The following is a 12613-nucleotide window of genomic DNA, read 5'->3' as shown; positions in this document are numbered from 1 at the left end:
GCCCGCCCATGAGTCGCAAACAACAATTGCTCAAGCGTCACCGGCGCAACAAACGCATCGGTCTGTTGATTGCGCTGGCCGTGTTGATCGCGGTCGGTGTACTGGTTGTTTGGTGGTTGCCGCTGGTGCTTGCAGTGATCGGCTGGATCACCCATGAGGCGTGGTTCGCCGATCATTTGTTCTATTCGCCGAAAGACGATTACCAGTACAGCTTTCCGCCGTTCACACCGCAGCCAAAAGTGCACCTTAACGGTGAACAATTGCGCCTCGATGAAGGCGTGATGCTGGTGGATGACGCCACGCTGATTCTCGCGGTGCACGTCAAAAGCACATGGCTGGGACGCTTCTTCGATCCGCGCATTGAGCTGGCAGGCGGTACGAATCCCGACGCGCAAACCTTTGAGCGCGGCGTCAACGGCCTGCGTTATCTGAACCTCAGCGGTCAGGCGCAAGCCTTGTCCCAAGGCGTGCTGCGCTTGCGCGGACGCTTCTGTCGCGTCTGGGGTGAGCCGCTGCTGTGGGCGCTGGAGCAAGCGGATTACCGCCGTTCGCGGGTGATGGTGATTGCTCCGCACGCCGACGATGCGGAACTGGCCGCCTACGGTTTGTACAGTCAGGCCGATGAAGCCTGGATCGTCACCCTGACTGCCGGCGAAATTGAAGCCGAACACTATCAGCAGATGGGCCTGAGCAAAGTCGAAGCCGCGCGGCTCAAGGGCCGATTGCGTGCCTGGGACAGCCTCGCCGTGCCGCGCTGGGCTGGCGTGCCACAGGAAAACTGCGTGCAGCTCGGTTATTTCTGTCTGCAACTGGCAGCGATGCAGGCTGCGCCGAGTCAACCGGTCGCTTCGCGCGAAGCTGATTTGAGCGATACCCGATTATTCCGTCAGTTGAATCCGTTCAGTTTGCCGAGTGACGTCGACGGCGCGCCGACCTGGAACAATCTGCTGGCCGACCTGCGCGAAGTGCTGCTGCGAGCGCGCCCTGACGTGATCGTCCTGCCGCATCCGACGCTTGATCCGCATCCCGACCATCTCTGCAGTCAGCAAGCCGTGATGCAGGTGCTGAACAGCCTCGACTGGCAGCCGACCCTGCTCGGTTACGCCAACCATTTGCACGATAACGATCGCTGGCCGATGGGCAATGCCGGTGAAGGCGTTGCGTTGCCTCCGGCCTTCGATGGCGCCGTACCGATGCAGCCGCTGTGCTTGCCGCTAACCCTTGAGCAGCAACGCGACAAGGCCATGGCGCTGGGCATGATGCATGACTTGCAGCCGCCAGCACCGTTCAAGCGTCGTTTGCGCCGCTTGATTCAGCGCGTGCTGGCCGGGCGTGCGCCGTCGATATACGGCGAGAACGAGTTTTTTCGAAAAGCGGTCCGACGCCAGGAATTACTCTGGCTGCTGAAACCGGGTGAATCAGGCGTGAATCGGGGAGATTTATGAGTCAACGGTCAAAGGTTCTGCAGTTGCAACCTGACTACAACGTCAAAGCCCATGATTTCGCCGACCTTGCCGAGCAGATCGTCAAGGCGTTGCCGTCGGAGCGCTATGAGATCACGGCGGCTTTCCTGCGCGGTAAACCTGCGGCCGGTGAGCCAGTGAGTCGTGCTGACCGCTCGGTGTATTTCGAGTTTTCCGACAAGTCGCTCAAGGGCATGCGCCTGCGGGCGATGTGGCAGCTATACAAGTTCTGCCGCCGGGAAAAGTTTGACGTGGTGATCTGCAACCGCTTCAAACCGGTGAACATGATGCTCACGCTCAACCGCTGGTTGAAGGTGCCGTTGTGTATTGGCATCTCCCACGGTTTCGGCGAATACGACCGTTTCTATCGTCGTCGTCAGACCCAGCGCCTGATCGATCGGCACTGGCGTTTCGTCGGTGTTTCGCCAGCGGTCAAACAGTACCTGCTGGACTGCGATTGCGGGTTCACCGACCAGAATACCTACGCTATTACCAACGCCATCGACATCGAACAGGCCGAAGGCTTGCAACACAGCCGTGAAAGGGCTCGCGAACTGCTCGGTATCGATCCGGATGTGCGCCTGATCGGCGCGCTGGGGCGATTGGTTTCGGTCAAGGGCCATACCTATCTGTTGCAGGCGTTTGCCGCGCTCAAGGACAAATACCCGAACACGCAATTGGCAATCATCGGTGCCGGCCGCCTGCAAGCGCCGCTGGCTGCCGAAATTGAGCAGTTGGGCCTGGGCGGACGCGCACACTTGCTGGGCTTCAAGGAAAACGCCCTGCAATATGTGCGTGCCTTTGATATCTGGACCATGCCGTCGCTGGCTGAAGGCCTAGGCCTGGCTTTGCTCGAAGGCATGAGCGGGCACCTGCCGGTGATCGCCTCGAACGTGCCGGCCATGCTGCCGCTGATCGAAGGCGCAGGCGGGTTGTCGATTACCCCGAAAGATGTGCCGAGCCTGGTCGCGGCGCTGGATAATTATCTCGCGCTGTCCGATGACGAGCTCAAGGCCAAGGGCGAGCAGGCTTACCGCTATCTACAGGACCAGCATGATATCGAGGTGTTCCGTCAGGAATATCTGGACTTGATTGACTCTGGCCTGGGACAGGCTCGCAGGGAGCAGCCATGAGTGAACAAACAGCAACGAGCGAAGCGAACGCCCTCGTCACCGTCATCATCGCATCGTACAACCACGGGCCGTACATTGAGGAAAGCATCCTCAGTGTCATCAACCAGACTTACAAGAACATCGAACTGCTGGTGATCGATGACGGCTCGAACGACGACAGCGTCGAGCGCATCAGTGCTTTGCAGGCGCAGCACGGTTTCGATTTCCGTGTGCAGCAGAACCAGGGCCTGACCAATACGCTCAATGGCGCCATTGCGCGCGCCAAGGGCAGCCTGATCGTGCCGTTCGGCTCTGACGACATCATGTATCCGGAGCGTATTGCCACGCAGGTGGCCTACATGGCCGGCAAACCCGAAGTCGGGATCTGCGCCGGCAACATCGAACTGATGGACGCCGATGGCAATCTCTACCCGGAAAAACGTCAGCGCCGCGACGTACCGTTCCGCCGCCTCGATTTCGACGACATGTTCCTTGAGCGCAAACCGTATCCGCCGGCGCCGACGCTGATGATCCGGCGCGAAGCGCTGGACAAGGTCGGCGGGTTCGATCCAGCGATTCGTCTTGAAGATCTGTATATCGAGTTGAAGGTGACGCGTGCCGGTTATTTCATCGACGGCTTGAACATGGTCATGGCGCGCTACCGCAAGCACGCCACCAACTCGTACAAGAATCACCGTTTCATGATCGAAAGCATCCTGCGTATCTACGCATTGTTCAGCGATCATCCGCTGTATGACGAAGTGCGTTACAAGGCGCTCAACTCGATGTTCCTCAAGACCGCCAACCGCAATCGCAAGCTGGCGCGGGAACTGCTGGCGCAGATCCCGTTCAAGGCGTGGAACAAAAAGACCTGGCGCGGTCTTGGACGGTTACTGTTTTCGCCGCGGGAAAAGAGTTGAAACAGCGGTCGCCCGCGCTTAGCGGGCGACTTTCTCCGAGAGCTGCTTATCGCCTTTCTGGCGCGAGCGAATCCACAGCAGGACTTTTTTGCCGGCGGCCATGCCCGGCAACTCGATGTACAGAAAGCTCAGGCTGCTGATCAGAATCAGCAGGCACGTGCAGATCGCGATCAGCGGCAGATAGACATCCGCCTCCCGCGCGTCGAGATTCAGCAGCAGCGGCAGACGCTGCACCATCAGCCACAACACGAAACCGTGCAGCAGATAGGTGCTGTAGCTGATCTCGCCGAGCCAGCGGATGCTGCGTGGCTTGAGCGCACCGAACAGGCTGTTGCCCGACGCCACGATCACGAAAAACAGTGACAGCAGGAACAGCGGCCCGGTCTTGAAGGCACGGTTGAACGCGGTGAACGCAATCACCAGCGCCAGCAACGCAATGATTCCCGCCAGAGGTGTACGACTCCACGCCACCAACGCCGGTCGGCGAATCCAGTACGCCGCCGCGATGCCGCCGAGAAAACTGGCGATGAAGTGCTTCTTCAGCGAATGCTCCCAACCGACCACTTGATACAGCGCATAGATGCCGATCAGGCACAGCACCACTTGTACCCAGTTGCCGCGGTAGATGAAGACCATTGCGGCCAGCGGCAGCGCCAGATAGAAGAATACTTCATAGGCCAGCGTCCAGGTGACGTTGGAGATCAGCATGCCGGTTTGCGGATATTGGTTGATGTCGGGGCGGTCAAAAGTCAGCCACGCCAGAATCTGTTTGAACAGGGCGCTGCCAGGCTCCTTCAGCTCCCAGTTCTGCAAATGGAACACGGTGACAAAGACAATCAGCATCAGCGGAAGGTACAGCGGATAAAGTCGAAACACCCGCGAAATGCCAAACGCCAACCAATCGTGCTGACGCCCTTGGGTCAGCAGACGGTTCCAGAACAGAAATCCGGTGATCATGAAAAACAGCGCAACGCTGCCCTGACCGATCATCGAGTAAAAGTTGCTGGGCGGAAATCCGAACTCTCCAGTGCGCAGAAAAATCCAGGTAATGACCGTGTGGTGCACGAAAACACCAAACGCCAGATAGCCGCGCAAGCCATCAATGCTGGCATAGCGGCTTTCACCGGAATGCTGCAGATGGCGGGCGATTTTCGGCACGACGCGCAGCAATAGTGCGGCGGATACGATGGCCAGCGCATAGGCGCCCAGCGCAATCAGGGGGTTAGTCTCGATCATCAGTGAACTCGGGCCGGAGTGTTGCCGGCCAGCACTTGCCTGTGCAGATTATCCACCGCAGATTGCGACGCCGTGACGGCGTAGCCCTGAAGCAGTGCTTCGAAGTGTTCTTCGAACAGCCAGCGTTTGTCGACGGTGTAACGCTGCATATGGCGCAAATTTCGCTGGCGCAGGGCCAGACTGAGCGGGCTAGGGTAAACGCGCAGGTCAGCCAGATCAATCAAGCCGAACTCGCCATCCTCCAGCACCAACACGTTGCCCAAGTGCAGAGAGCGGAAATAGATACCTTTCTCATGCAGTTGCGCCATGAACTTGCCAAAGCGTTCCACCAGCGCCTGGCGAACGGCCGGTGCGGTAATGCTCTGCAATACCTGACGCAGAGTGTGGCCGGGCAGGGGGGCGTAGTGCACGGCGCTGCTGCCATCGTTGAGGCGATACAGGTTGAGCACTTGCGGGGTTGGAATGCCCATCAGGCGCAACTGTTCACTGTTGACGGCAAAGCGTTCGGAGTACGGATTGAAGTTGCCCGAGGTGTACCAGCGACGACGGCGGAACAGCTTGAGGAAGCTGCCATCGGTCAGGCGCAGGACTTTCGGGCCCAAACCATCCTCTTCGATCACCTGAGCGGCGTTGCTCAGATTTTGCAGGCCGGTGACGGTGAGTTTTTGCACCGGCATTGTCAGCAGGCGCCGCGCACGTTGATTGATGCTCAGTGCCGCGATCAGTGCCAGCGGAATCCACAACAGGAACCAGTGCTCCTTGGGCCGTGAAATGATTCCGCCACCTTCGGTCAGTCCGGCGCCGATGCCAAAGATCAGCAGCGTCGAGGCAACAATCAACAGTGGTTGTACGCGCTGGCGCCAACTGCTCAGCAGGCCCCAGAAAATGAAGAACAACCACGGCAACAGGCCGAAGATGCCGACGTAATAGAGAACGCCCAGCACGAAACTGTGCGGCTCCTGGAAGTTGATGCCGACACCGGGGTCGACAGACAGCGTGGCGCTGTAGCCGTGACCGATCCAGGGATGGTCGGCAATCATGTGCAGCACCTGTTTCCAGATTTCCAGTCGATACGAATCGCCACGTTCGATGATCATTTGTGCAAACAGGACGGCGACCGTTACACCGCTGAGCGCCAGGCCGATCAACAAGCCTATCGAGCGACGGTTCCAGCAAATGAAGCACAGCCACAACGCGGCCATGGTCAGCGCCACCAGCGGCGTTCTGGACCCGGTGCCGATTACCGCCATAAACATGATTGCCATTGCCGGCACACTCAGCCACATCATCTGGCGGCGTTTGCAGGTCATGGTCACGCTCAGCCAATAGGCGCTGAAGAAACCGAACAGGTGCGAGCTGAGCAGTGGGTTGTCAAAAGCGCCACCGCCGATCAGACGCATGCCCGGTTCGTAAATACGGGCGAATCTGAACAAGAACCACGTCGTTGCGACCAACGCCACCAACGCGGCGCCGAACAGCAGAGGTTGCAGGATCTCACTGCGATAACGCACCAGCAGATAGGTGCCGGCAAACAACAGCAAGGTGTGCAGTGACGGTTTGAACATCCCGGCGATACCTTCGTCGCGCGGTCCCCAACTGAGGCTGAGCAAGGCCCAGGCGACAAACACCAGCAGCGCGACGAACACCGGCTCGCGTAGCAACTCCTTGAGTTCACGCGGACGCAGGCACAAAGCGACCAATGTCGGAATGCTGAACAAGCCGTAAAAAAGCTTGTGATGCAGACTTCGGCCCGGCAGAAAAAACAGCGCGCACAAGAGCAGGAAGTAGCCGGCGGGAAGAATCCACAGGCTAATGAAATCGAATACTCGATTGGACGTACTGTTGAAGCCGCGAAGTTGCATGCTGTGAGATTCAATCCTGAAGTTGATCGACCATTCGGGTGATGGCTATTTGATGCTGAAAAACGTGCCTAACAATAACAGCCTTTCGCTGTTTGCCAGAACCCTGAAGAAGCTGTGCTAAAGTCACCGTCCTTTTTATCGACTTTCGCGTGATATGACCGATTCCAGTACCGCCGCAAGCCCTTCGAGCTTGAAAATCTACTTCCGCCTGCTCGGCTATGTTCGGCCGTACATCAGTCTGTTTCTGATCAGCATCGTCGGGTTCCTGATTTTCGCTTCGACCCAGCCGATGCTTGGCTACATCCTCAAGTATTTCGTCGACGGCCTGTCCAACCCGGAAGCGGTGCTGTTTCCAAGCGTACCTTACCTGCGTGATCTGCAACTGTTGCAGGCCGTTCCGCTGCTGATCATCCTGATCGCCGCGTGGCAGGGGCTGGGATCTTATCTGGGCAACTACTTTCTGGCCAAGGTTTCCCTCGGCCTGGTGCACGATCTGCGGGTGCAGTTGTTCAACAACCTGCTGGTGCTGCCGAATCGTTATTTCGACAAGCATAACTCCGGTCATCTGATTTCGCGTATCACCTTCAACGTGACCATGGTCACGGGGGCGGCAACGGATGCGATCAAGGTCGTAATCCGTGAAGGCATGACGGTGATCTTCCTGTTTGCTTCCCTCCTGTTCATGAACTGGAAGCTGACGCTGGTGATGGTTGCCATCCTGCCGCTGATTGCCGTAATGGTGCGCACGGCGAGCAAGAAATTCCGCAAACAGAGCAAGAAAATCCAGCTTGCCATGGGCGATGTCACGCACGTGGCTTCGGAAACCATTCAGGGCTATCGCGTGGTGCGCAGCTTCGGTGGCGAGGCTTACGAAGAAAAACGCTTCCTCGCTGCCAGCCAGAGCAACACCGACAAACAACTGCGCATGACCCGTACCGGCGCCATCTACACGCCGATGCTGCAACTGGTGATCTACAGCGCCATGGCGGTGTTGATGTTCCTCGTGCTGTTCCTGCGCGGCGATGCCTCCGCAGGAGATATGGTCGCCTACATCACCCTGGCCGGCCTGCTGCCGAAGCCGATTCGCCAACTGTCCGAAGTCAGCTCGACCATCCAGAAAGGCGTGGCGGGTGCCGAAAGCATTTTCGAACAACTGGACGTCGAACCTGAAGTCGATACCGGTACGGTCACGCGTGACTCGGTGACCGGTCGTCTGGATGTGCGCAACCTGAGCTTCACCTACCCGGGCACCGAACGTCAGGTGCTCGACGGCATCAGTTTCTCCGCCGAACCGGGGCAGATGGTTGCGCTGGTGGGGCGTTCGGGCAGTGGCAAGTCGACCCTGGCCAACCTGATTCCGCGTTTCTATCACCACGACAAGGGTGAAATTCTCATCGACGGTGTGGAAGTCGAACAGTACAAACTGCTCAACCTGCGTCGTCATATTGCCCAGGTTACCCAGCACGTCACCCTGTTCAGCGACACCGTGGCCAATAACATTGCCTACGGCGATCTGGCCGGTGCGCCGCGTGAGGATATCGAGAAAGCTGCGCGGGACGCCTACGCGATGGACTTCATCGAGCAGTTGCCGGAAGGCCTTGACACTCAGGTCGGCGAAAACGGCGTCCTGCTTTCCGGTGGCCAGCGCCAGCGCCTGGCAATTGCCCGTGCCTTGCTCAAGAATGCGCCGCTGCTGATTCTCGATGAGGCCACTTCGGCACTCGACACCGAATCCGAGCGGCACATCCAGGCCGCACTGGATCAAGTGATGAAAGGCCGCACTACGCTGGTGATTGCGCACCGTCTGTCGACCATCGAGAAAGCCGATCTGATCCTGGTCATGGATCAGGGCCGTATCGTCGAGCGCGGCACGCATGATCAATTGCTCGCGCAAAATGGCTATTACGCCCGTCTCAACGCCATGGGCCTCGATGCCCCGACTGAAGACATCGCCTGATAACCGGCAAAATCCCGTGGGAGCGAGCTTGCTTGCTCCCGCGTTTGTATCCAGTCCTTTACCCATCTTGACCAAACGGGAATAAATCCCGCTGCCGCGCTTGTTAAGGTTCCTCCACGAACTCTGAACTTGATTGAGGGGCTATCCCCTTCGCGCGGTGATCTGCATGTTGCAACGATATCTCTGGAAACTGCTGCCCAAGGCGCAGCGAGCCTTTTTGCTTGGGCGGCTGTCGGTGGTTGACCGTCAGGTCGTCAACAAATCGATGTCGGCCAGTCTGAATTTTCCGCAAGCGTTCAAGCAACATGCCTGCCTGTTTATCCATGTGCCCAAATGCGCTGGCAGCAGCGTGTGCACGGCCATGTTCGACGGCTGGCGCCCAGGGCATTTGCCCCTGTATTGGTACGAAGAGCAGTTTCCCGAGCAGTTTGCGACGATGTACAAGTTCGCCTTTGTCCGTGATCCGCTGGAGCGTGCTTACTCCGCTTATGCCTTTCTGCACGGAAACGAACTCAGTGGTCGCGATCAAGCCGCACAGCGACTGGTTCGGCAGTACCGTGATTTCGATGATTTCGTCGCGCGCTGGCTGCACCCGGAAAACATTCCGCGACAATTGCATTTTGCAGCGCAAACCGACTTTCTGACCGACTCGCTGGGCCATCTGGCGCTGGACTTCATTGGCTATCAGGAGCATCTGCAACGCGATTTTCGGTTGGTTTGCGAGCGTTTGGGGGTGACCAGCCGGCTACCTCACGTCAACGTTTCTCGACAACGCCAACAGTTGCCCGCGCGTGAGTTCTGTTCTCTGCGTACACGGCGCCTGGTGCGACGGGTTTATCAGCGCGACTATGAGCTGCTCGGTTATGAATGAGTGCTTGTCTTTGCCGGCACGGACGCTGGATATCCATCCCTATGGCCTGGCGTTGTCGAGTCAGGCGCGTGCCGCGCTCAAGGCGCAACGCCCGAGCTGTGTGTGGCTGACCGGATTTTCCGGTGCTGGCAAGTCTACGTTGGCCAATGCTCTGGAGATGCATCTGCATCAATCCGGCCTGCACACGTTTCTGCTCGATGGCGACAATGTGCGCAACGGGCTGTGTCGGGATCTGGGCATGGGCGATGCTTGCCGCCGCGAGAATACCCGCCGTATGGCTGAAGTGGCGCGGTTGATGGTCGACGCCGGACTGATCGTGATTGTCGCCGCCATTTCGCCGTTTCGTGCCGAGCGCGAAGCGGCGCGGCAACTGTTTGCCCACGGCGACTTTATTGAAGTGCATGTCAGTACGTCACTCGAGGTCTGTGCCCGGCGTGACCCGAAAGGGTTGTATCAAGCCGTGAGGGAAGGGCGAATCAAGCATTTCACCGGCGTCGACAGTCCTTACGAGGCGCCGTTGGCAGCCGATTGGCAAATTGATACCGAGGATCTGCACTTGTCCGAAGCGTGCCGCCAACTGACTGCTCTGGTGCTCAAAAAATGAGCAAAAAAGCCAGCTGTTTCATCCTGTTGCAGCCCGCGCACAAGCCTTCGCCAACCCTGTGTTAATATCGCGCCCCTGTTCATTTTGTATGTGGGTTGCTCCATGAAGTTGTCCATGCCGCGATTCGATCAAGCCCCTGTCTTGGTGGTCGGCGATGTCATGCTCGACCGTTACTGGCATGGTGGTACCTCACGGATTTCCCCTGAGGCGCCGGTTCCGGTCGTTAAAGTCGAGCAAATCGAAGATCGTCCGGGCGGCGCTGCCAACGTTGCCTTGAACATCGCCGCGCTGGGTGCGCCGGCGTCGCTGGTCGGTGTGACCGGCGATGACGAAGCCGCCGACAGCCTGAGCAACAGTCTCAAGGGTGCGGGCGTACGCGCGTTGTTCCAGCGCATTGCGCATCAGCCGACCATCGTCAAGTTGCGGGTCATGAGCCGGCACCAGCAATTGCTGCGTATCGACTTTGAAGAACCGTTCGCCACTGATGCCCTGGCCCTGGCCTCGCAGGTCGATGACCTGCTCGAAGGCATCAAGGTGCTGGTGCTGTCGGACTACGGCAAAGGCGCGTTGAAAAATCATCAGGCCTTGATCCAGGCCGCGCGTGCCAAGGGTATTCCGGTTTTGGCCGATCCCAAGGGCAAGGATTTCTCGATCTATCGCGGTGCGAGCCTGATCACGCCGAATCTCAGTGAATTCGAAACCATCGTCGGCGGTTGCGCCGACGAACACGAGTTGGTGAGCAAGGGCGCAGCCCTGATGCACGACCTCGACCTCGGTGCGCTGCTGGTCACTCGCGGCGAGCACGGCATGACCCTGTTGCGCCCGGATCATCCGGCGTTGCACTTGCCGGCCCGCGCCCGTGAAGTGTTCGACGTGACGGGTGCTGGTGATACGGTGATTTCGACGCTGGCGGCGGCGATTGCGGCCGGTGAAGAATTGCCTCACGCCGTGGCTCTGGCCAATCTGGCGGCGGGCATCGTCGTCGGCAAACTGGGTACGGCGGCAATCAGCGCGCCGGAACTGCGTCGTGCCATCCAGCGCGAAGAAGGCTCCGAGCGTGGTGTGTTGGGCCTGGAGCAACTGATTCTGGCGGTGGCCGATGCCCGTGCGCATAACGAGCGCATCGTCTTCACCAATGGCTGCTTCGATATTCTCCATGCCGGCCATGTCACCTACCTCGAACAGGCGCGCGCACAGGGCGACCGTCTGATCGTGGCGATCAACGATGACGCGTCCGTCAGCCGTCTTAAAGGTCCTGGCCGTCCGATCAACAGCGTCGACCGGCGCATGGCGGTGCTCGCCGGCCTCGGTGCGGTGGACTGGGTGATCAGCTTCCCGGAAGGCACCCCGGAAAACCTCCTGCGCGAGGTCAAGCCGGATGTGCTGGTCAAGGGCGGGGATTACGGCATTGATCAGGTGGTCGGCGCCGATATCGTCACGGCCTATGGCGGTACGGTAAAAGTGCTGGGGCTGGTTGAAAACAGCTCGACCACGGCGATTGTGGAAAAAATCCGCGGTCATTAAGGTCAAAAGATCGCAGCCTGCGGCAGCTCCTACAGGGAAATACATTCCAATGTAGGCGCTGCCGCAGGCTGCGATCTTTTTGCTTTCAGGAATTCACTTTCTTGCGCGGTACGATTTTTTTCAGCAGTTGCCTGGCCTTGCCGCGCAACCGCGCCAGACCAGTCGCCTTCTCCGGCGGCGTGAGCCCCTGTTGGCGCAGCCAGTCCTTCCAGCGAATCCGCTCCTCACGCACCAGCCAGCCATCCTGTTTGGCGAAGCTCTCGGCCAGATACAGACCGCGAGTGCCTGCCGGGTACAACTGACCCTTTTTCAACGTATACAACTCAGGCAGCGGTTCGCCGTCCTGCAATGGCATCAGGTACAGATCCGGCCGTTTACGATCCAGCCGCGCCACCAGTTGATCACCTTCCAGCCGCTCATCGACATGAAACAGGCTCAAGGATTTGGCTTCCTTGGGCACTTCCAGTCGCAGGTCGTAGATCAATTGCAGTGAAGCAGTGGGCAGATGCACATACGCCCGTGGGCGTTCCTGCAGTTGCAGATTGGCGCAGCGCACCGGGCGCGCCGAACCGGATAGTGGCGTCAGGCGAAAAGGCAGGGCTTCGCGATAATGCAGGGCCGTCGCATAAGGCGCTGGCAGCCAGGTGTCATTGAAACGCCCGCCAAGCCAGCCTTCCGGAGTTTCCAGCAGGCACTCTTCAGCAATTTCCTGAATGGCGGTGTGCAGGGGAATGTTCAGCTCGTGGGCCGGCACATAACCGGAAATCAGCTTGAGCACCACGTCGCCGCGATCCTGCCGACGCTGGCGTACCAGAACCCAATAGTCGCGATTCTGCCAGTGCAGGGTCAGGCGCACCGACACCCCAAGGTTGGCCAGCTCCAGCGCAAAGCGCTCGGCGTCCGCTACGCTGACCGGTTTGCGCCGTTGCAGGGTCTGGGTGAAATTCAGCGGCATGCCAACGCTCTGGTAGGTCAGGCCTTCGGGCGTGGCTTCGACGAACAATGGCAGGGTCTTGAAGTTGCTCGGGTTCTTTCTGATGAGCGTGCGCGGCATATCGGCTCCT

10 protein-coding genes are annotated in these 12613 nt (G+C 58.9%); 7 read left to right on the top strand and 3 right to left on the bottom strand.

Annotated elements, in window-relative coordinates:
* The first annotated feature begins 8 nt into the window (after window positions 1-8).
* Genes CQ009_RS10210 through CQ009_RS10200 form a run of 3 tightly spaced genes read left to right on the top strand, consistent with a single transcriptional unit; the run spans window position 9 to window position 3495 of the window.
* On the top strand, window positions 9-1445 hold the full coding sequence (locus CQ009_RS10210) for a PIG-L family deacetylase (RefSeq protein WP_105705936.1): 1437 nt from the start codon (window positions 9-11) through the stop codon (window positions 1443-1445).
* The gene (locus CQ009_RS10205) at window positions 1442-2596 is read left to right on the top strand and encodes a glycosyltransferase family 4 protein (RefSeq protein ID WP_105705934.1); all 1155 of its coding nucleotides are present in this window, start codon (window positions 1442-1444) and stop codon (window positions 2594-2596) included. The genes CQ009_RS10210 and CQ009_RS10205 overlap by 4 nt, the downstream gene beginning before the upstream one ends.
* Window positions 2593-3495, top strand: coding sequence for a glycosyltransferase (locus tag CQ009_RS10200; RefSeq protein ID WP_064387795.1), 903 nt, complete (start codon window positions 2593-2595; stop codon window positions 3493-3495). The genes CQ009_RS10205 and CQ009_RS10200 overlap by 4 nt, the downstream gene beginning before the upstream one ends.
* A gap of 18 nt (window positions 3496-3513) precedes the next feature.
* Here the strand turns inward: CQ009_RS10200 and CQ009_RS10195 are convergent, their stop codons facing one another.
* Both CQ009_RS10195 and CQ009_RS10190 read right to left on the bottom strand, forming a co-directional pair.
* Window positions 3514-4731: an acyltransferase gene (locus CQ009_RS10195; protein WP_064387796.1), complete on the bottom strand. Its 1218-nt coding sequence runs from the start codon at window positions 4729-4731 to the stop codon at window positions 3514-3516.
* Complete coding sequence (locus tag CQ009_RS10190) at window positions 4731-6593, bottom strand: bifunctional O-antigen ligase/aminoglycoside phosphotransferase family protein (RefSeq protein ID WP_105705932.1); 1863 nt, start codon at window positions 6591-6593, stop codon at window positions 4731-4733. Before CQ009_RS10190 ends, CQ009_RS10195 begins: the two co-directional genes overlap by 1 nt.
* A 154-nt stretch (window positions 6594-6747) precedes the next feature.
* Between CQ009_RS10190 and msbA the strand changes: the two genes are divergently transcribed.
* The 4 genes from msbA to hldE all read left to right on the top strand — a co-directional run bounded on the left by msbA (window position 6748) and on the right by hldE (window position 11549).
* Entirely contained in the window at window positions 6748-8550 is a 1803-nt protein-coding gene (gene msbA / locus CQ009_RS10185) for a lipid A export permease/ATP-binding protein MsbA (RefSeq protein WP_105705930.1), read from the top strand.
* Window positions 8551-8716: 166 nt separating this feature from the next.
* Window positions 8717-9421: a sulfotransferase family 2 domain-containing protein gene (locus CQ009_RS10180; RefSeq protein WP_064387799.1), complete on the top strand. Its 705-nt coding sequence runs from the start codon at window positions 8717-8719 to the stop codon at window positions 9419-9421.
* The gene (gene cysC, locus CQ009_RS10175) at window positions 9414-10025 is read left to right on the top strand and encodes an adenylyl-sulfate kinase (protein WP_105705928.1); all 612 of its coding nucleotides are present in this window, start codon (window positions 9414-9416) and stop codon (window positions 10023-10025) included. Before CQ009_RS10180 ends, cysC begins: the two co-directional genes overlap by 8 nt.
* Window positions 10026-10127: 102 nt before the next feature.
* The gene (hldE, locus tag CQ009_RS10170; RefSeq protein ID WP_064387801.1) at window positions 10128-11549 is read left to right on the top strand and encodes a bifunctional D-glycero-beta-D-manno-heptose-7-phosphate kinase/D-glycero-beta-D-manno-heptose 1-phosphate adenylyltransferase HldE; all 1422 of its coding nucleotides are present in this window, start codon (window positions 10128-10130) and stop codon (window positions 11547-11549) included.
* 85 nt (window positions 11550-11634) lie between these two features.
* On the opposite strand, the gene CQ009_RS10165 is transcribed toward hldE, so the two are convergent.
* Window positions 11635-12603: a hypothetical protein gene (locus CQ009_RS10165; protein ID WP_064387802.1), complete on the bottom strand. Its 969-nt coding sequence runs from the start codon at window positions 12601-12603 to the stop codon at window positions 11635-11637.
* Window positions 12604-12613 lie beyond the last annotated feature (10 nt).

It is taken from the genome of Pseudomonas sp. MYb2, from assembly GCF_002979955.1.
Classification (GTDB): domain Bacteria; phylum Pseudomonadota; class Gammaproteobacteria; order Pseudomonadales; family Pseudomonadaceae; genus Aquipseudomonas.
Note: the sequence above shows the minus strand (reverse complement) of the source record. Positions and strands in the feature narration are given on the sequence as shown.